The organism is Quadrisphaera sp. RL12-1S, assembly GCF_014270065.1.
GTDB lineage: Bacteria > Actinomycetota > Actinomycetes > Actinomycetales > Quadrisphaeraceae > Quadrisphaera.
Genome location: NZ_JACNME010000011.1, coordinates 46,743 through 64,946, shown reverse-complemented (window position 1 = coordinate 64,946; position 18,204 = coordinate 46,743). Strand labels below are relative to the sequence as shown.

Annotated in this window: 19 protein-coding genes; 14 read left to right on the top strand and 5 right to left on the bottom strand. The window is 75.5% G+C overall.

Annotated features, from left to right (window positions below):
- Positions 1-58: 58 nt before the first annotated feature.
- Positions 59-496, bottom strand: a complete 438-nt coding sequence (locus tag H7K62_RS17040; RefSeq protein WP_186720610.1) for a Fur family transcriptional regulator — start codon at positions 494-496, stop codon at positions 59-61.
- Positions 497-634: 138 nt separating this feature from the next.
- Between H7K62_RS17040 and H7K62_RS17035 the strand changes: the two genes are divergently transcribed.
- The 10 genes from H7K62_RS17035 to H7K62_RS24185 all read left to right on the top strand — a co-directional run bounded on the left by H7K62_RS17035 (position 635) and on the right by H7K62_RS24185 (position 10,133).
- Positions 635-907, top strand: a complete 273-nt coding sequence (locus H7K62_RS17035) for a GlsB/YeaQ/YmgE family stress response membrane protein (RefSeq protein ID WP_186720608.1) — start codon at positions 635-637, stop codon at positions 905-907.
- 262 nt (positions 908-1,169) lie between these two features.
- Positions 1,170-3,086: an alpha-amylase family protein gene (locus H7K62_RS17030; protein ID WP_186720789.1), complete on the top strand. Its 1,917-nt coding sequence runs from the start codon at positions 1,170-1,172 to the stop codon at positions 3,084-3,086.
- A 26-nt stretch (positions 3,087-3,112) separates the two neighbouring features.
- A complete protein-coding gene (locus tag H7K62_RS17025) occupies positions 3,113-3,901 on the top strand; it encodes a hypothetical protein (protein ID WP_186720606.1) in 789 nt (262 codons plus the stop codon).
- 96 nt (positions 3,902-3,997) lie between these two features.
- Positions 3,998-4,759 (top strand): HAD family hydrolase, encoded by a 762-nt coding sequence (locus H7K62_RS17020; protein WP_186720604.1) that lies wholly within the window; start codon positions 3,998-4,000, stop codon positions 4,757-4,759.
- Positions 4,760-4,858: 99 nt separating this feature from the next.
- Positions 4,859-5,923 (top strand): phosphate/phosphite/phosphonate ABC transporter substrate-binding protein, encoded by a 1,065-nt coding sequence (gene phnD, locus H7K62_RS17015; RefSeq protein WP_186720602.1) that lies wholly within the window; start codon positions 4,859-4,861, stop codon positions 5,921-5,923.
- Positions 5,923-6,732, top strand: coding sequence for a phosphonate ABC transporter ATP-binding protein (gene phnC, locus H7K62_RS17010; protein WP_186720589.1), 810 nt, complete (start codon positions 5,923-5,925; stop codon positions 6,730-6,732). The genes phnD and phnC overlap by 1 nt, the downstream gene beginning before the upstream one ends.
- The gene (gene phnE, locus H7K62_RS17005; protein ID WP_186720587.1) at positions 6,729-7,544 is read left to right on the top strand and encodes a phosphonate ABC transporter, permease protein PhnE; all 816 of its coding nucleotides are present in this window, start codon (positions 6,729-6,731) and stop codon (positions 7,542-7,544) included. Before phnC ends, phnE (H7K62_RS17005) begins: the two co-directional genes overlap by 4 nt.
- Positions 7,541-8,443, top strand: coding sequence for a phosphonate ABC transporter, permease protein PhnE (gene phnE / locus H7K62_RS17000; protein ID WP_186720586.1), 903 nt, complete (start codon positions 7,541-7,543; stop codon positions 8,441-8,443). Before phnE (H7K62_RS17005) ends, phnE (H7K62_RS17000) begins: the two co-directional genes overlap by 4 nt.
- Positions 8,440-9,288 (top strand): metallophosphoesterase family protein, encoded by an 849-nt coding sequence (locus H7K62_RS16995; RefSeq protein WP_186720584.1) that lies wholly within the window; start codon positions 8,440-8,442, stop codon positions 9,286-9,288. Before phnE (H7K62_RS17000) ends, H7K62_RS16995 begins: the two co-directional genes overlap by 4 nt.
- A complete protein-coding gene (locus tag H7K62_RS24185) occupies positions 9,285-10,133 on the top strand; it encodes a MurR/RpiR family transcriptional regulator (protein WP_186720582.1) in 849 nt (282 codons plus the stop codon). The genes H7K62_RS16995 and H7K62_RS24185 overlap by 4 nt, the downstream gene beginning before the upstream one ends.
- A gap of 39 nt (positions 10,134-10,172) precedes the next feature.
- Here the strand turns inward: H7K62_RS24185 and H7K62_RS16985 are convergent, their stop codons facing one another.
- A complete protein-coding gene (locus H7K62_RS16985; protein ID WP_186720580.1) occupies positions 10,173-10,919 on the bottom strand; it encodes an SOS response-associated peptidase in 747 nt (248 codons plus the stop codon).
- Between the two features lie 133 nt (positions 10,920-11,052).
- Here H7K62_RS16985 and H7K62_RS16980 point away from each other — a divergent pair, with 133 nt between their 5' ends.
- From H7K62_RS16980 to H7K62_RS16970, 3 genes are all read left to right on the top strand, one after another.
- Complete coding sequence (locus H7K62_RS16980) at positions 11,053-12,219, top strand: YihY/virulence factor BrkB family protein (RefSeq protein ID WP_222437765.1); 1,167 nt, start codon at positions 11,053-11,055, stop codon at positions 12,217-12,219.
- A 247-nt stretch (positions 12,220-12,466) separates the two neighbouring features.
- Positions 12,467-12,955 (top strand): hypothetical protein, encoded by a 489-nt coding sequence (locus H7K62_RS16975; protein ID WP_186720578.1) that lies wholly within the window; start codon positions 12,467-12,469, stop codon positions 12,953-12,955.
- A gap of 198 nt (positions 12,956-13,153) precedes the next feature.
- On the top strand, positions 13,154-15,673 hold the full coding sequence (locus tag H7K62_RS16970; RefSeq protein ID WP_186720576.1) for a SpoIIE family protein phosphatase: 2,520 nt from the start codon (positions 13,154-13,156) through the stop codon (positions 15,671-15,673).
- Between the two features lie 10 nt (positions 15,674-15,683).
- Here H7K62_RS16970 and H7K62_RS16965 read toward each other — a convergent pair whose 3' ends face one another.
- The 3 genes from H7K62_RS16965 to H7K62_RS16955 form a co-directional block, all read right to left on the bottom strand.
- Positions 15,684-16,598, bottom strand: a complete 915-nt coding sequence (locus H7K62_RS16965; RefSeq protein ID WP_186720574.1) for an MSMEG_6728 family protein — start codon at positions 16,596-16,598, stop codon at positions 15,684-15,686.
- A 70-nt stretch (positions 16,599-16,668) separates the two neighbouring features.
- On the bottom strand, positions 16,669-16,914 hold the full coding sequence (locus tag H7K62_RS16960) for a hypothetical protein (RefSeq protein WP_186720572.1): 246 nt from the start codon (positions 16,912-16,914) through the stop codon (positions 16,669-16,671).
- Entirely contained in the window at positions 16,911-17,204 is a 294-nt protein-coding gene (locus tag H7K62_RS16955) for a hypothetical protein (RefSeq protein WP_186720570.1), read from the bottom strand. Before H7K62_RS16955 ends, H7K62_RS16960 begins: the two co-directional genes overlap by 4 nt.
- Positions 17,205-17,389: 185 nt before the next feature.
- Between H7K62_RS16955 and H7K62_RS16950 the strand changes: the two genes are divergently transcribed.
- On the top strand, positions 17,390-18,202 hold the full coding sequence (locus tag H7K62_RS16950) for a SigB/SigF/SigG family RNA polymerase sigma factor (RefSeq protein WP_186720568.1): 813 nt from the start codon (positions 17,390-17,392) through the stop codon (positions 18,200-18,202).
- Positions 18,203-18,204: the final 2 nt, after the last annotated feature.

Genomic DNA, 18,204 nt, shown 5'->3' with positions numbered 1-18,204 from the left:
GGTGGCCGCGCGCACGGCGGGTCCACCGCGCTGCACCCGTGAGCCGCGCGGGCCGCTGTCAGGACTGGTCGCGCTGCGCGTGCGCGCAGTCGCTGCAGGTCCCGAAGATCTCCACCACGTGGTCGACGTCGGTGAAGCCGTGGGCCGCGGCCGTGGTGCGGGCCCACGCCTCCACGGCGGAGCCCTCGACCTCCTCCGCGCGCCCGCAGCGGCGGCAGACGAGGTGGTGGTGGTGCCCCGTGCTGCAGCGGCGGTAGACCGCCTCGCCGTCCTCCCCGGTGCGCAGCACGTCCACCTCGCCGTCCTCCACCAGCGCCTGCAGGGCGCGGTAGACGGTGGCCAGGCCGATGGGGTTGCCCTGCTCGCGCAGGCGGGCGTAGAGGTCCTGCGCCGAGGTGAAGCTCGGCTCGGAGTCGAGCATCGCGGCGACCGCCGCCCGCTGGCGTCCGGTGCGGCGCTGAGCAGGGCGGTCGCGGGGTGGTGCTGCCTCGGTCATCACCGTCCATCATCTCACGCGCGAGCAGCGCGACAGGCTCCGGCGACCTGGCGCCGGCCCGATCTCGAGATGCCGGGACCGGCCTGCGGGCCTACCGTCGAGACCGCCAGAAAACGACTCTCCACCAGGGCGGACGCCATGCTCGGAACCATCATCGGCCTCATCATCATCGGCATCATCGCCGGCTACATCGCGCGCCTGGTCGTGCCCGGCCGCTCCGGCCTGGGCGTCGGCGGCACGCTCCTGCTCGGCATCGTCGGCTCCTTCGTCGGCGGCTTCCTCGCCTACCTCCTCTTCCGCGGCGGGACGGGCTTCGTCCAGCCCGCCAGCTGGATCGGCTCGATCATCGGCTCGATCATCGTGCTGGCCATCTACCAGGCCACCCGCGGCCGCAGCCACAGCCGCGCCTGACGGCTCGCGGGGCACCGCCCCGCGCCGCAGCCCTGGAGGGGTCGTCGAGCCGAGCGCGTCCCCTGCCCACCGCAGCCCCACCCGAACGGGTGGGGCTGCGGTCGTGCTCGGGGTCCCCCGGGTGGTTCCCCACCACCTGGGCCGCGGGTGCGCCGATGGATAGCGTGTCGGCCGCGCCGCAGCGGCCGGCGCAGCCGAGCGGGAGGCGTTGGTGGACGTGGTGCAGGTGGGCGGCTCCAGGGACGGGGCCGGCGAGCTCCAGGTGCTCCTGGGCGAGGTCGCCGGTGACGTGCTCGCCGGGCTGTCCGAGGAGCGGCGCCAGCTCTTCTCCCTGCGCGTGGAGCGCTGGTGGCCTGACCTGCGGGCCGGTCTGACGGCCGTCCACGCACCCGAGGTCGCCGCCGCGTCGGAGCGGCGCCTGCTGCGCGCCGCCGCCTCCGCCTACGCCGAGCGCGAGCCGGAGCTGCACCGCCTCGACCTGGCCCGCACCCTGCGACCTGACTGGTTCCAGGAGCCGTCCATGCTCGGGTACGCCGCGTACACCGAGCGGTACGCCCGGGACCTGCGCGGGGTCCGGGGGCGCCTGGAGCACCTGCGCGAGCTGGGCGTCACCTACCTCCACCTCATGCCGGTCCTGCAGCCCCGCGAGGGTGACAGCGACGGCGGCTACGCGGTGGCCGACTACCGGGCGGTGCGCCCCGACCTCGGCGACGTCGAGGACCTGCGCGACCTGGCCCGCGCGCTGCGGGCCCAGGGGACGTCCCTCGTGCTGGACCTCGTGCTCAACCACGTGGCGCGCGAGCACGAGTGGGCCCGCAAGGCCCGCGAGGGCGACCCCCGGTACCGCGCCTACTTCCACGTCCACCCCGACCGCGCCGTCCCCGACGCCTACGAGCGCACGCTGCCGGAGGTCTTCCCCGACTTCGCGCCCGGCAACTTCACCTGGGACGAGGAGCTCCAGGGGTGGGTCTGGACCACCTTCAACAGCTTCCAGTGGGACGTCGACTGGTCCAACCCCGACGTGCTGGTCGAGTACGCCGAGATCGTGCTCTTCCTGGCCAACCTCGGTGTCGAGGTGCTCCGGCTGGACGCCATCGCCTTCATCTGGAAGCGCCTGGGCACCGACTGCCAGAACCAGCCCGAGGTCCACAGCCTCACCCAGGTGCTGCGCGCCCTGACCCGCGTCGTGTGCCCCGGCGTGCTCCTCAAGGCCGAGGCGATCGTCTCGCCGCAGCAGCTGGTCGCCTACCTGGGGCAGGGCGAGCACCACGGCCGGGTCTCCGACCTGGCCTACCACAACACGCTCATGGTCCAGTTCTGGTCGATGATCGCCTCGCAGGACGCCCGCCTGGCCGCGCACGCGCTGCGCTCGCTGCCCCCCGCGCCCACCAGCTCGGCGTGGATCACCTACGTGCGCTGCCACGACGACATCGGCTGGGCCGTCAGCGACGAGGACGCGGCCGCGGTGGGCCTGAACGGGTTCGACCACCGGGCGTTCCTGTCCGACTGGTTCAGCGGCTCCTTCCCCGGGTCGACGGCGCGGGGGCTGGTCTTCCAGGAGAACCCCGTCACCCGCGACCGCCGCATCTCCGGCTCCACGGCGGCCCTGACCGGACTCGTGGACGCGCAGGTCGCCGGTGACCGCGCCGGTGTCGAGGCGGGGATCGCGAAGGTGCTCCTCGGCCACGCGCTGGTCATGGGCTGGGGAGGCATCCCCGTCCTCTGGATGGGTGACGAGCTGGGCCTGCGGGGAGACGACGCGTGGGCGTCCGAGCCCGGTCACGAGGCCGACAACCGCTGGGCGCACCGCCCGTGGATGGACGAGGGCGCCCTGGCCGCCCGCCACGACGAGGCGACCGTGCCCGGGCGGCTCTTCGCCGGGGTGCGCCACCTGGCGCAGGTGCGCGCCTCGCTGCCGCACCTGCACGCCTCGGTGCCCTCGCAGGTGCTGGAGCTGCACGACCCGGGCGTGCTGCCCGTGCTGCGCCGCCACCCCGTGGGCGACCTGCTGTGCCTGTACAACACCACCGACGGCTGGCGGCACTACCCGGGGTGGCGCCTGGCCGAGCTGGGCCTCGACGGGGCCCGCGACGCCCTCATCGGACGCGCCGCGCACGTCGGAGATGACGGGAACGTCTGGCTCGCCCCCTGGTCGGCGGCGTGGCTGCACCGCCCGTGAGGGGTGCGGGCTCCACCATGTGAGGCATGGGGAGCCGCGGCGAGGGCCTCGCGCTCGCGCTGCTGCGCGTGGCGCTCGGCCTGCTGTGGCTGCAGGACCTCGTGCTGCCGCGCCTGGGGGCCCAGACCTGGACCGCCGGCGGCCTCGGCCTGGAGGCCGCCGCCGGCTGGCTGCTGCCCGCCCTCGAGGTGGCGCTCGTCGTCACCCTGCTCACGGGCCTGCTCGTCCGGCCCGCGGCGGCCGTCGGCGCCGCGCTCGCGGTGGCCGGAGCCGTCCAGCTCGGCGTGGGCGACTCGGCGCAGGCCGAGGCCGGAGCGTGGGCCGTGGTGCTGCTCGCCGTCGTCCACGGCGTCCTCGTGGTCGGAGGCGCGGGCAGCTGGGGCGCCCTCGACGTGGTGCGCCGCAGCGGCGACCCGGCCCTGGCGGCGCGCCTCGGCCGCGGCTGGGGCCTGCTGGCCCTGGCGGCCGGCGTGACCGGCGTGGTGCTGGCCTCGCGCGCGCAGCCGCTGTGGACCACCCAGCACGTGGTCGAGCTCCCCCACGGCCTGCTGTCGCTGGGCACGTGGGACCTGCCCGGCGCCCTCGTGGTGGGCGGCGCCGGCCTGGTGCTGCTCCTGGGCACCGCGCCGCGCATGTCGCCGATGGCCCTGGTGGCCCTCCTCGTGGCGGGCGCCGGCGCCGTGCTCGTGGCCATCGGGGTGATGGCGGGCGGCGTCGCCTCGGCGTCGCTGCTGGCCGCCCTCGCCGTCGTCGCCGCGGTGTGCGCACCCCACCTGCGCACCGACGGAGGCGGTGACGAAGGGGAGGAGGGATGACCCGGGGCCCGGGCACCGTGAACGACGGATGAACACCTGTTTCACACAGATGCAGCCTCTTGAAACAAACGACCGTGGACGCCTAGCGTCCACGGCGTGATCCGCTCCACCGCCGCGGCCAGGCCGCTGCTCCTGCTCGACTTCGACGGCACGGTCTGCACCGGCGACGATCCCGTGCTCGCCTACGCCGCCGCCGCCGCCGACCTCGTCGGCGAGCGCCTCCCCGAGGTCGGTGCCACCGCGGGCCGGGAGCTCCACCACCAGCTCGAGAGCTACCTCTCCGGACACCCGGAGGCACCCCGGTACGCCGACGGCTACGCGGCCGTGGCCCACATCGCAGCCCGCCTCGCTCCCGGCTCGTCGGACGACGTGCTCGAGCGCGCTTACGCGAGCAGCCGGGCCGCTCTGGCCGCAGGGCGCCTCGAGGTCGAGGTCCCGCCGGGACTCGTGGACCTCCTCCGCGGCCTCGCAGGCCGCGTCGACCGCGTGCTCGTGACCAACGCCCCCCGCACGGGCGTGGACGAGGCGCTCGTCGCGCTCGGCCTCACCGACGTCCTGGACGAGGTCGTCACCAGCGCCGGCAAGCCCGCCGGGTGGGACGCCCTGCTGCCCCGGCTGCTGGGGGGCCGCCCGGCCGCGAGCGCGCTGTCCGTCGGTGACGTCTGGGCCAACGACCTCGCCGCCCCCCTGCGCGCGGGCTGCTCGACCGCCCTGGTCGACAGGTTCGGCCACGCCGCCGGGCCCGCCCACCTCACCGCGCCCGACCTGCCAGGCCTCTACGCCGGCATCACCACCTGGGCCGAGGACCCCGCCGCCTTCCAGGGGGCCCACCCGCTCGCGGTCACGTCCAGCGCCTGAGGCGCAGCCACCGGCCCACCCGGCTCCGCACCCCTGTCCCCCCTGTCCCCCCTCTGCCTCCCCCTCCTCCCGATCACCCCTGACAGAACGGACTCCGCCATGCCCGCTCGCCCCTCCTGCACCACCCGCTCGCGCGTCCCTGGCCTCGCCGGTGCCGCGGCCCTCGCCCTGGTCGCCACCGCCTCCCTCAGCGGGTGCGGCGCGTCGCAGCAGGCGGCCGACGCAGCCGCGACCAGCCCCGCGGCCGGCGCGTCCTCGGCCGCCGTCTGCACCGGCCGTTCCGACGACAAGGCCTCCGCCCCCACCCAGCTCACCCTCGCCCTGGTGCCCTCCGGTGACGCCAGCAAGCTGGTCGAGACCGTCAAGCCGCTGGAGCAGGCGCTCAGCCAGCGACTGGGCATCCCGGTCAAGGGCGTCATCACGCAGGACTACCAGGCGGCCGTCGAGGCCATCGGCAGCGGCCAGGCGCAGATCGGCATGCTGCCCAGCCTGCAGATGAGCCAGGCCTGCGAGAAGTACGGCGCCGTGCCGGCCCTGCAGTCCGAGCGCAAGGGCAAGAGCACGTACGCGGCGCAGTTCTTCACCAACGACCCCGCGAAGTACTGCGCGGACCAGCCGGTGGCGGGCGCCGACGGGATGCTCTTTTGCAACGGCACGCAGAGCGGTGAGGGTCCCGCCGGGCTCGACGAGCTGCCCAAGATCAAGGGGGCCACCGTCTCGCTGCTGCAGCCCGCCTCGCCCGCCGGCTACATCTTCCCGGTCGCCGCGATGAAGAAGGCCGGCATCGACGTCTCCAGCGACATCAAGGTCACCCAGGTCACCGCCAACGACGCGAGCGTGCTGGCGGTCTACAACGGGGACGCGCAGGTGGGCACGAGCTACTGGGACGCCCGCTCCGTGGTGGCCAAGGACACCCCGGACGTCGGCCAGAAGGTGGTCGTCTTCGCCCTCACCGACGCGATCCCCAACGACGGCGTCTCGCTGTCCAGCGGTCTGAGCCAGGAGTGGCAGACCAAGGTCGCAGCTGCCATGAAGGACTACGCCGCCACCCCCGAGGGCCAGCAGGCCCTCAGCGCGATCTACCAGATCACCGGCCTGCGCGACGCCGACCCGGCGGCGCTGCAGAAGACCTCGGACGTCGCCGCCTCGATCGGACTGGGCTGATGCGACCGGCAGCGCAGCCCGCCGACGGCAGCATCCGCTTCGAGGGGGTCGGTGTCACCTACCCCAACGGCCACGTGGGCCTGCGCGGCGTGGACCTGTCCATCGCCTCCGGGGAGATGGTGGCCGTGGTCGGCCTGTCCGGTGCCGGCAAGTCGACGCTGGTCCGCACCATCAACGGGCTCGTGCCCCTCACCTCCGGTGAGATCACCGTGGGCGGCGCCCGCCTGCGCGGCCTGCGCGGGGCGTCGCTGAGGGCGCTGCGCGCCGACGTCGGCATGGTCTTCCAGGGCTTCAACCTGGCCAAGCGCACCACGGTGCTCAACAACGTCCTCATGGGCAGGCTCCACCACACCTCGGCGTGGCGGTCGCTGCTGGGAGCGTGGGCCGCGGACGACGTCGAGCTGGCCCTGCAGGCCCTCGAGCGCGTCGAGATCGTCCAGAAGGCGTACAGCGGCGCCTCCCAGCTCTCCGGCGGGCAGCAGCAGCGCGTGGCGATCGCCCGGGCCCTGGCCCAGCGGCCGAAGGTGATCCTCGCCGACGAGCCGGTCGCGTCCCTGGACCCGCCGACCTCGCACGTCGTCATGCGCGACCTGCAGCGCATCAACGCCGAGCTCGGCATCACCGTGGTGGTCAACCTCCACTTCCTCGACCTGGCCCGCCGCTACGGCACCCGGCTGGTGGGGATGCGCGACGGCGCCGTCGTCCACGACGGTGCTGGGGCGGACGCAGACGACGCGGCCTTCGCCGCCATCTACGGCCGCTCCCTCACCGCTGACGACCTCCTCGACGCGCCGGCGGGCCGCCGGTGACCACCGCCCCCGCGCCCACCACGGCCGTCGTCAGGGGCCGCCCCGCCCGGGTGCGCAGCGGCTGGAAGGCCGGCCTCGTGCTCGTCGGGGTGGTCGTGGTGACCGCCTGGTCGGCCGTCGTCGTCCAGGTGGACCCCGCGGCCCTGGTCCGCAACGCCGGCAACGCGACGGGCACGCTCGTGCAGCTGGTCCAGCCCGACTACTCCTTCATCCCGCGGACCGTGCCGGCGCTGCTGCAGACCCTGCAGATGGCGGTCATCGCGACGGCGGTGAGCGTGGTCCTGGCGGTGCCCCTGTCGTTCGCCGCCTCCCGCGCCACCGATCCCCACGGCCCGGTGCTGCGCGTCGTGCGGACGGTCATGGACGTCGTGCGGAGCATCCCGGACCTGCTCTTCGCCTCGGTCTTCGTCACCGTGGTGGGCACCGGGGCGCTGTCCGGCGTGCTCGCGCTGGTCCTGTTCAACACCGGCATCCTCGTCAAGCTCGTCTCCGAGGCGCTCGACGGCGTCGACAGGGGGGGCCAGGAGGCGGCGCTGGCGGCGGGTGCCACGTGGCTGCGCGCCAACCGCAGCGCGATGCTGCCGGAGGTCGGACCCACCGTGCTGTCGCAGACCGTCTACGTGCTGGAGCTCAACGTCCGCGCCTCCACGGTCATCGGCCTGGTCGGCGCCGGTGGGCTGGGCATGCTCATCGACCAGGTGCGGACCTTCTACCAGTACCACTACCTGAGCACCGTGATCCTGGAGGTCCTCGTCGTGGTCGTGCTCCTGGAGCTGCTCAGCTCCACCGTCCGGCGGCGGCTGCTGCGGTGAGCGTCGACGCGCACCGGCGCCCGGCGAGCGCCCCCGCCGCCCCGCCGCGCGCGGCGGGGCGTCCACGCAGGCCCCTGCACCTCGTGCGGCGGCTGCTCACGGCGGTCGTCGTGGCCGTCGTGGCCGCCGCGGTGTGGGGGATCGACGTCTCCTGGGACGCGCTGCCCGAGCTGCCGGGTCGGCTCGTGCACCTGCTCGGCCTCATGCTGCTGCCGCCCGCCTGGACGCACCTGCCCGACGCGCTGTCCGCGACGGTGCTGTCCGTCGCCATGGCGTGGTTCGGCACCGTCCTCGGCGTCGTCGTGGCCCTGCCCCTGTCGCTGCTGGCCACCGACGGCCTCGCACCCGCCCTCGTCCGGTGGCCGGTCCGGGCGGTGTTCGCGGTCCTGCGGGCGGTGCCCGAGGTGGTCATCGCCGTCCTCATGCTCTCCGTCACCGGCCTGACCGCCTTCACCGGCGCACTGGCGCTGGCCATCGGCTCCGTCGGCACCCTCGGCAAGTGGGGGTACGAGGCGTTCGAGGCCGCCGACCGCGGACCGGTGGAGGCCGCTCGGGCCGTCGGCGCCTCGCGCTGGCAGGTGGTGCGCTGGGGCGTCTGGCCCGCTGTGCTGCCCGACCTGCTGGCCCTGTGGCTCTACCGGTTCGAGATCAACGTGAGGGCCTCGGCCATCCTCGGGCTCATCGGCGCCGGCGGCATCGGCAAGATGCTCGTCGACAACATCCAGTTCCGGGTGTGGGACGTCGTGGGCGTGCTCATGGTCGTCGTCGTGGTCATCACGATGGCCCTCGACCAGGTCAGCGGCGCTCTGCGGCACCGGGTGACCACCGGTCGCTGGGACCTGCCCCTGGCCGCAGCCGTGCGGACGCGCCGCGAGCGCACGGCGGGGGAGGTCTCGTGACGCTGCGTCTGCTCCACCTCAGTGACACCCACCTGACCGGTGACGGCTCGCTGCACCACGGGCTCGTCGACACCACGGCCGCCCTCGACCGGGTGCTGCAGCGCGCGGTGACCGCGGGCCCCCTCGACGCGGTGGTCCTCGCCGGTGACCTGTCCGACGACGGCAGCCCGGCCAGCTACGCCGCGCTGCGCTCGCGGGTGGACCGCTTCGCCGCGGACCACGGGGCGGTGGTGGTGGCGGTGCCCGGCAACCACGACGACCGCGCCGCCTTCGAGCTGGCCCTCGGGCCGCGCTGCGCCGTGCACGACGTGCGCGGCCACCGGATCGTGGCGCTCGACACCTCCGTGCCCGGGGCCGGCTACGGCCACGTGCCCCCAGGGCTGCTCACCTGGCTCGCGGAGGCGCTCGCCCCGCCGGCCCCCGGCGGCGCCGTCGTGGTGCTGCACCACCCGCCGGTTCCTGCTGCCAGCACCCTGCTCCGGGCGCTCGAGCTGGTGGAGCCCGAGCCGCTCCTCGACGTGCTGGAGGCGGCCGGCGTCCGCCTGGTGCTCGCCGGGCACTACCACCACGGGATGGTGCAGCAGGTGCGGGGCATCCCCGTGGTGGTCTCGCCGGGGGTGGCCAACCACTCCGACCCCCTCGCCGCGGCCGGCACGGAGCGGGCCGTGGTCGGTGCGGGCCTGGACCTGGTCGACCTGTCGGACGACGGCGCGGTGCGGGTCACCTTCGTCGAGGCTCCCGGGCCGGACGACGGCGCGGAGGTCTTCGCGCTCGACGCCGCCGCGGTCCGGAGCATCGCCGAGGCCGCCGGTCCCACGGGCCCCGCCGCGGCGGTGGTGTCGTGAAGGACCAGCCGGGGGCGGTCGCCGCCACCATCCGCAGCCTCCTGCCGTCGCTGCTGCCCGCGGAGCGCGCCGTGGCCGCGGTGCTGCTCGAGCGCGCCGCGGAGATCGTCGAGATGAGCTCCCAGCAGGTCGCCGACCTCGCCGGGGCCTCGCGCGCCACCGTGGTGCGGACCTGCCAGAGCCTGGGCTACACCGGCTACCAGCAGCTGCGGGTGCTGCTCGCGCGCGACGCCGCTGCGGCCCCAGCGGTGCTCCCGCACCCCCAGGGCGCAGCGGCCATCGTCGCCGCTGTCTTCACCCAGCTCGCCGCTCGGGTCTCCGACATGCTGGCGCTCCTGGACGCCGACGCCGTCGAGCGCGCCACGGCCCTCATCGCCGGTGCCCGGCGCGTGGTGGTGGTGGGCAACGGCGTCTCGGCGCCGCTCGCGCAGGACGCCGCGGCGCGGCTGACCAGCGTCGGGCGTCCCGCCGAGGTCCTGAGCGACGCCATCGGCCAGCAGATCAGCGCCCGGCTCCTCTCACCCGGTGACCTGCTGCTCGTCATCAGCGGCAGCGGGACGAGCGCGGTGTCGCTGCGGGCCGTGGCCGCGGCCGCCGCGGCGGGGGCCGACGTCGTGGCCGTCACGTCCTTCGGGCGCAGTCCCGTCGCGCAGGCGGCCACGGTGGCGCTGGTGGTGACCATCCCTGAGCTGACCTTCCGCGACGAGGTCACGCTCGCCTCGCGCCTCCCGCAGGCGCTGCTGGTGGAGGGGCTGGTGGCAGCGGTCGCCGACCGCCTCGGAGAGACCACCGCGCGGGCGAGGGCGCTGGTGATGGACGTGATCAGCGCCAACCTGGCCGAGTGACCCCGCGGCGCCCCGGCGTCCCGGGGTCGCCTCCGGCCCTCAGGCGCCCCCTGCCCCCAGCTGCTCCAGGGGCAGCACCAGCTGGGGGCCGTTGACGCGGGGGCTGCCCACGGCGCGCCCCACCTCGTGCGTGGCCAGCTGCGGCGGTGGCACGGCGTCCAGCACCTGGCGGACCAGGTCGAGGTCGGTGAGCGCCGGGTCGAGCCAGTCGCCCTGGAAGTCCGCGGGCAGCACCACGGGGCTGCGGTCGTGGATGCGGCCGGCCTCGTCGCGCGCCTGCGTGGTGATCACCGTGACCGTCCACAGCCACGGGTCCTCACCGTCGGCGACCGCCGGGTCCTTCCAGAGCTCGTACAGGCCCGCGAAGGTCAGCGGGCCGCCGTCGGCGGCGTGCAGGAAGTGCGGCACCTTGACCTCCTTGCCGGAGCCGTCGGGCGCGGGACGGCGCTCCCACTCGAAGTAGCCGTCAGCGGGCACGAGGCAGCGCCTGCGGGCCGCGGCCCGCTTGTAGGCGGGCTTGTCCGTGACGGTCTCCACGCGGGCGTTGATCATGCGGGAGCCCACGGCGGGGTCCTTCGCCCACGAGGGGACCAGGCCCCAGCGCAGCGTGCGGAGCTGGCGCTGCGCGCCGGTGCCGTCCTGGGGCTCGCGCTCCACCACGGCGCGCACCTGCTGGGTGGGCGCGACGTTCCAGGACGGGCCCACCTCGGGCCCGACCACGGCGTCGACGGCGTAGTCCTCGACGAGCTGGGCGTCGGACCTGCTGCTGGCGTAGCGACCGCACACAGCACGGAGTCTGCCCCCGACCGGTGACGGGCGGCAGCCCCACCTGGAGTCGCAGGTCCGTCCCCCGCCCAGCAGACTTGCCGCGACGTCGAGCCCACGGCGCACCACCGCTGGAAGGGCCTGGCGAGACGGCATGAGCTCCGACGTCGACCACGCGAGCACCGCGCAGAAGGCGCGCACCGCGCCCGCACCCGACGACCCCCGCAAGCCGGACGACCCCACCGACCTCACCCGGCGCTCGTGGGTCTACGTGCTGCGCAAGACGGTGCGCGAGTTCACCGGCGACGGCTGCCTCGACCTGGCCGCGGCCCTCGTCCACTACGCCGTCCTGGCGCTGTTCCCGGGCCTGGTGGCCGTCATCTCGCTGGTCGGCGTGCTCGGGCAGGGCCCGCAGACCACGCAGGCGCTGCTCGAGATCATCGGCGGCTTCGCGCCGGCGGACGTCGTGAGCAACCTCGAGCCCGTCATCAGCCAGCTCCAGCAGAGCCGGGGCGCCGGCGTCGGCCTCGTCGTCGGCCTCCTGGGGGCGCTGTGGTCGGCCTCGGGCTACGTCGGTGCCTTCTCCCGCGCCATGAACCGCATCTACGGCATCACCGAGGGCCGCCCCGTCTGGGTCATGCGCCCGACCCAGCTGCTCGTCACCGTCATCGCCGTGGTGCTCGTGGTCGCCGCTCTCATCATCCTCGTGGTCTCCGGTCCCGTGGCGCGGTCCGTGGGTGACGTGATCGGTCTCGGGTCTGCCGCCGTGACCGCCTGGGGCATCGCGAAGTGGCCGGTGCTGGCGCTCATCGTCGTCGTCGTGGTCGCCGTGCTCTACCAGGTGACGCCCAACATCGAGCGCCCGAAGTGGACCTGGACCAGCGTCGGCGCCGTGGTGGCGATCCTCGTGTGGGCCCTCGCCTCGGGCCTGTTCGGCCTCTACGTGGCGAACTTCGGCAGCTACGACAAGACGTACGGCAGCTTCGCCGCGGTGGTCGTCTTCCTGCTCTGGCTGTGGATCACCAACCTCGCGCTGCTGTTCGGGGCCGAGCTCGACGCCGAGCTGGAGCGCGGCCGCGAGCTCCAGGCGGGCATCGAGGCCGAGGAGGAGCTCCAGCTGCCGCCGCGCGACACCCGCAAGAGCGACCAGGCCGCGCGCAAGCGCGCCGAGGACGTCGCCCTGGGCCGCCGGCTCCGGCTCGCCCGCGGCGGGGAGGTCGACGACGAGCGCGGTGGCTCCCCGCGCCACCCCGTGGCGGTCGCGGACCGCCAGGCCGAGCGCGATGCGGCCGTGCGCCGCGCCGGCGGCACCCCCACCTGAGCCGAGCGCCCGGTGCGGGACCACCCGGGCGCGCGGCTGAGGTCGCGGGTGGTCCCACGACGTGCGGCGACACGCCGCAGCGGTGCTGGCTGACTGCCTCAGATTCCTCTAACTTCTCTCAAGTCACACGAGTCACATGAGTCGCAGTCTTAACCTGAGCATCTTTCGCTACACCAGCACCACACACCAGCACCACGCAGTCCCCGGGGTGTCCGGGGCCGGCCCGCCAGCCAGATCGGAGCCAGGAATGTCCGCTGCACCTGCTTCACCGGTGGTCGACCTCGACGTGTGGCGCCAGCGCGCCCGGGTCGTGCGCGGCGCACAGGCCCTCGCTGCTGCTGCGACGTCCGACGAGGCGGCCCCCACCGGTCCCGTGGCCCCGGTGGCCGCGGGGGGCGGCACCGGCTCGGTGCTGCGCCTGCCGTCGCCCGCGGGCCCGGGTCCCCTGAGCGTCTTCGGTCCCGTGATGGCGTTCGGGCTCGTGCGCCGCCCCGCCGCGGGCGAGCTGCCCAGCCGCCCCCGCGCGGTGCACGCGCCGCAGCTGGAGGCGGTGCGCGCCGCCGAGGCCACCGGCGACGGCGGGCCCGACGCCGCGAGACCCCCGGCCCCGGCCGGGCCGCCCGTGCTCCGCGTGGTGCCCGCCCTGTCCAGCGAGCAGGGCGTCACCTCGGCCCCGATGCCCCGCCTGCGCGCCGTGCTCGACAGCCGGGGGACCCCCCGGGGGCCTCGCCGCTGACGCAGCCGCCGGTCCCACCCGCGCTGCAGGGCGCCGGTGTGGGACCGGAGCCTGCGCCGAGCGCCCTCCGTGCCCCAGACTGCTCCCACGCACCGGGCCTTGCGGCGGTCCGGGTGGCTGGTCCAGCACGGGGGCGGCACGGGGGACACCGCGGCCGACGCGAGCCGGTGAGCGGAGGTCGTGGTGGAGGGTGGTCGCGTGGCTGCCTGGGCCGAGCGCTCCGACGACCGCGCCACCGCGGGTGCCCCGGGGCTGGGACGCCTGGCCGACCTCGCCACCCGCCTGACCGGTGCGCCGTGGGCGCAGGTCCACCTCGTGCGCGACGGCGTGCACGAGGTGGCCGCCTCGGCCGGGACGCCGACCGGGGTGGCGCCGTCCGGCGCGGAGCCGGTGGTGGACGCCCTCTGCGACCTGGTCGTGCTCCACGGTCGCGTGGTCGCCGTCGGGGACGTCGCCGCGGACCCGCGGTCCTCGGAGCCCCACGCCGCGTCGGCCGCGGTCGGGGCCTACCTCGGGGTGCCGCTGGCCCAGGAGGGACGCACCCGGGGAGTCCTGTGCGCCTTCGGACCGGTGCCGCGGACCTGGCAGGACCACGAGGTCGAGGCCCTGGGGCACCTCGCGGCCAGCGCCTCCGCCGAGCTCGCCCTGGTGCTCTCCGCTGATGAGGGGGAGCGCAGCCGCCTGCGCGTCCAGCTGGCCGTGGACGCCGCCGGGGTGGGGAGCTTCGACTGGGACCTGGCCACGGGAGAGCTCGAGTGGGACGCCCGCCTGCTCGAGGTCTTCGGGGTGGAGCGCGAGGCCTTCGGCGGCACCATCGAGGCCTTCAGCTCCTACCTGCACCCGGACGACCGCGACCGCGTCTCGGCGGCGCTGCAGCACTCGATCGACACCTGCGGGGAGTACGAGGCCGAGTACCGGGTGGTGCGCCCCGGCGGAGGGGTGCGCTGGGTCCAGGCACGGGGTCGCACCCTGTGCGACCAGGAGGGGCGCCCGGTCCGCGTGGTGGGGGCCGCGTACGACACCACCCAGGTGCACGAGGGCGAGGCCCGGGTGGCCCGCGTCCTGGACAGCATGTCGGCGGCCTTCGCCAGCCTCGATGACTCCTTCCGCTTCACCTACGTCAACGCCGCGGCCGAGCGCCTGCTCGGCCGGACGCGGACCGAGCTGATCGGCGGGTCGCTGTGGGAGCTGGTCCCGGGCGCGGTGGGTGGCGAGCTCGAGCGCCGCTGCCGCGGCGCCCTCGCCAGCGGGAACCCCGCCGCCTTCGAGGCGCACCGCCCCGGGCCCGTGGACGGCTGGTACGAGGTGCGGGTCTGGCCGAGCCCGGGTGGGCTCTCGATCTCCTCCCTCGACATCACCGAGCGCCGCCGCGCCCAGGAGAGCGCCGACGCCGCCGCGGCGCGGCTGGGGCTGCTCGCCCGCACCACCGAGCAGCTGACGGAGGTGCTGGACGGCCGCACCGCCGTCGCGCGCCTCGCCGCGCTCGTGGTGCCGGCGCTGGCCGACTGGTCCGTGGTGTCCCTGGTCGAGGACGGCGGTGCCCTGCGCGACGTGGGCTGGGCCCACCGGGACCCCGGTCGGGTGCCGCTGGTGGAGCGCTACGCCGCCCGGCGGGCGCACGGCCTCACCGGCGCCGCGCCGCTGCTGCGGGCCCTGGCGACCGGTGAGCCGCAGCTGGTCCCGGCTGATGCCACCGCCGTCGTGCAGGCGGCGCTCGGGGACGACCAGGCGCGCCGGCTGGTCGCCGAGCTGGCCCCCGAGGCCTGCTGCGTCCTGCCGCTGACGGCGCACGGGACGACCCTGGGAGCGCTGTCCCTGTTCTGGGGGCAGCAGCGCGGAGCCCCGGGTGCCGAGGACCTCGCCACGGCCCGCGAGGTCGCCTCCCGAGCCGGCACAGCCCTCGAGAACGCACGCCTCTACGAGCGCCAGCGCCAGCTCGCCGAGGAGCTCCAGCGCAGCCTGCTCACCGCGCCGCCCGAGCCGGACCACGTGGAGGTGGCCGTGCGCTACCTGCCCGCCGGCGTGGCCGCCCAGGTGGGCGGTGACTGGTACGACGCGTTCGTCCAGCCCGACGGCGCCACCGTCGTCGTCATCGGTGACGTGGTCGGGCACGACACCGCGGCGGCCGCCGCCATGGGGCAGCTGCGGGGGCTGCTGCGCGGCATCGCCTACACCACGGGGGCCAGGCCGGCCGAGGTGCTCGAGCGCCTCGACGCCGCCATCCCCGGCCTGCTCATCTCCACCACGGCCACCGCGGCCGTGCTGCGCCTGGAGCAGGGCGCGCAGGAGCGAGCGGAGGGCACCACGGCGCTGCGCTGGTCCAGTGCCGGGCACCCACCGCCGCTCGTGCTCCACCCGGACGGCTCCGTGGTCGCGCTCGAGGTCGACGAGCCCGACCTGCTGCTCGGGATCGACCCGTCGGTGGTGCGCCAGGAGGGGGTCGAGCTGGTCGAGCGGGGCAGCACGGTGCTGCTGTGCACCGACGGGCTCGTGGAGCGGCGCGGCCAGTCGATCGACGTGGGGCTGGACCGCCTGCGCCGTCTGCTCGCGGAGCGGGGTCACCTGCCGCTGCAGGACCTCTGCGACCAGCTCCTCAGCGAGCTGGTCAGCACCCAGCCCGAGGACGACGTCGCGCTGGTCGCGGTGCGCCTGCACCCGCAGGACCGTCCCCGCCCGCCGGAGGCGGGCCCGCGGGTGGTGCCCCCCGGCCTCGCCTGAGCAGGGACCGTCAGCTGGTGAGGACCACGCGGAACAGCGAGCGCGGGTCCTGCAGCTGCGCCGGGCGGGCGAGCGCCGCCCGCGGCACCACGCCGACCCAGCGCACCGGACGGCGGTGCGGCACCAGCGCCGCGCTGCCGGCGAAGGAGTACTCCCCGGTGACCCTCCCGAGGAGCAGGGCCCGCCCCTCCTGGACGGGCACGGCGACCTCGTCGTCGACGGACACCTCGGTCACGAGGGCCTCCAGCTGGCGCAGCGCCTTGCCGGGACGGCGCCTCGTCCCCGTCTGCTCGGCGCGCGCGGCGAGCAGGGCGCGCAGGCCGCCGGCTCCCTGCTCGAGGTCGGCTGGGACGTCGATGCCGCTGCCGGTGTCCAGGCCCACCACGCCGCGGTCCACCAGCACGCCGAGCGTGGTGGGGTCTGCTGCCCGCACCACCCACAGCGCCCTGCCCACCGCGGCGGGCCGCTCGGGCAGGTCGTCCGACCCCGGCCAGACGTAGTCGAGGTCGTCGGGCAGCCCGGCCTCGAAGCGCGGGCCGTAGTGGGCGGGGTCCTTGCGGAGGAGGTTGGAGCGGTGCGACCGGTGCAGGGCGCGCCCGCCCAGCCACGACGGCAGCTGGCCCGAGACCGCGAGCTCCTCCTGGGAGGCGTCCGCGGTCTCGGGGGCGAACTCCGCCACCTGGGCGGCCGTCGTGTCCGCGTGGCCGCGCGAGGTCCACTCCCGCACGCACGCCAACCCGTAGCAGACCAGCGCCGGGGTCCGACCGCGCCACATGGCCACCGCCGGATGGCCGGACCAGCCGTACTCGGGCAGCTCGAGGGCACGCAGCACCTGCAGCACCTCCACCCGCTGCTTGCCCAGCCGCGGTCCGTCGAGGGCCTCGGCGCTCCTGGCGAAGCCGGGGAAGGGCAGGAAGGTCTGCACGGGAGCGCCTCGCTGGTGGTGGTGCGGGGGAGCGGTGCACCCGGTGGTGGGTGACCACCGGGCGCGGGGGCTACTGCGCCCGGTGACCTTCCGGCTCCTCCTCGGCGGGCTCGCTCAGGCGCCCCGTCGCGTCCATCACCTGGCCGGTCTCGTCGGCGTCGTCGGAGACCACGCGCACCTCGTCGGGCACCGAGCTGACGCCCATCGCGGCGGCGACGTCCGCCTCGGAGACTTCCGGCAGGCCTGCCGTGGGGTCGTCGTCGGTGCCGGTCCCGAGGGGGGTGGCGGCGCTGCTGGTCCGGTCCTGCTGGCTCATCGGCTCTCCTCGCGGGTCTTCTCGTGGGCGTTGCCGGCCGTCTCCTCCAGCGGTGCGTCGACGCCGAGCTCCCGGTCGACCACCACGTGCCGGCCCTGGCTCACCTCGCCGGCGGTGTCGTCCACCCACTTCTGGGGCTGCTCGGGGAAACCGCGCTCCGCGATGCGCGCGCTGAGCGCCTCGCGGACCACGTCGACGTCCTCGCCGGCGTGCTCGGCGTGGACCTCGGAGACGATCTGCTGCAGCAGCACCTGGCGGTCGTGCTGGGCCTCGGGCGCGGGTTCCGGCATGAGCCCTGCCTACCACCGGCTGGGGGGTTGAACCACTCCTGGCTCGGCTTGCCGGGGGTCCTGGCCGGTGCTGTGCTGGTCCGCGTCCGGGACCCGCGCCCGGCGGTCGCCGTAGCGACCGCCCACCGCGGACGTCCGGCGACCGCGCCTCAGCGGCGAACGACGCGAGAGCACAGGAGCCTTCGATGACCGCGTCCGCCGACGCCCCTGCGGCCCGCACCGAGGGCGCCGGGAGCGCGCGCGAGCAGGCCACGGAAGACCTGCTGCTGCGCGCGTCCACGGCTGGCGCCGCGGAGCGCGCCCGCCTCCTGGACGAGGTCGTCGTCCTCAACCTGCCGGTGGCCCGCGCCCTCGCGGCGCGCTTCCGGGACCGCGGGGAGCAGCTGGACGACCTCGTGCAGGTCGCCTGCCTCGCGCTGGTCAAGGCGGCCCAGGGCTACCAGCCCGGCAAGGGGCGCGGCTTCCTGCCGTACGCCGTGCCCACCATCACCGGGGAGCTGCGGCGCCACTTCCGCGACCGGCAGTGGGGGGTGCGCCCGCCGCGCCGCCTCCAGGAGCTGCGGCTGTCGCTGGGCGCCGCCGCGGCCGAGCTCACCCAGAAGATCGGCCGCGCACCGACCGTCCCGCAGCTGGCCGAGCACCTCGGCGTGGACGCCGAGGAGGTCATCGAGGCGCTGGCCGCCGCGCAGGACTACCACCTGGCCTCCCTGGACGCCCCCCTCGACGGCGAGGCCGACGGCACGCCGCTGGGCGCCACGCTGGGCGGCGACGACGGCGCCATCGACAGGCTGGTGGACCACGTGAGCGTGGCCCCGCTGCTCGCGTCCCTGCCCGAGCGGGACCGCCGGATCCTGTCGCTGCGCTTCTTCCGCGGGTGGACGCAGAGCCAGATCGCCGCGGACATCGGCGTCACCCAGATGCAGGTGTCCCGGCTGCTGGCGCGCACGCTCGAGCGGCTGCGCACGCAGCTCGAGGACGCCGAGGCCGAGGCCGCCTGAGC

Coding starts and splice junctions, on each gene's coding strand:
- H7K62_RS17040 (WP_186720610.1), bottom strand. CDS start 496: ATGACCGAGGCAGCACCACCCCGCGACCGCCCTGCTCAGCGCCGCACC.
- H7K62_RS17035 (WP_186720608.1), top strand. CDS start 635: ATGCTCGGAACCATCATCGGCCTCATCATCATCGGCATCATCGCCGGC.
- H7K62_RS17025 (WP_186720606.1), top strand. CDS start 3,113: ATGGGGAGCCGCGGCGAGGGCCTCGCGCTCGCGCTGCTGCGCGTGGCG.
- phnD (WP_186720602.1), top strand. CDS start 4,859: ATGCCCGCTCGCCCCTCCTGCACCACCCGCTCGCGCGTCCCTGGCCTC.
- phnC (WP_186720589.1), top strand. CDS start 5,923: ATGCGACCGGCAGCGCAGCCCGCCGACGGCAGCATCCGCTTCGAGGGG.
- H7K62_RS16980 (WP_222437765.1), top strand. CDS start 11,053: ATGAGCTCCGACGTCGACCACGCGAGCACCGCGCAGAAGGCGCGCACC.
- H7K62_RS16975 (WP_186720578.1), top strand. CDS start 12,467: ATGTCCGCTGCACCTGCTTCACCGGTGGTCGACCTCGACGTGTGGCGC.
- H7K62_RS16960 (WP_186720572.1), bottom strand. CDS start 16,914: ATGAGCCAGCAGGACCGGACCAGCAGCGCCGCCACCCCCCTCGGGACC.
- H7K62_RS16955 (WP_186720570.1), bottom strand. CDS start 17,204: ATGCCGGAACCCGCGCCCGAGGCCCAGCACGACCGCCAGGTGCTGCTG.
- H7K62_RS16950 (WP_186720568.1), top strand. CDS start 17,390: ATGACCGCGTCCGCCGACGCCCCTGCGGCCCGCACCGAGGGCGCCGGG.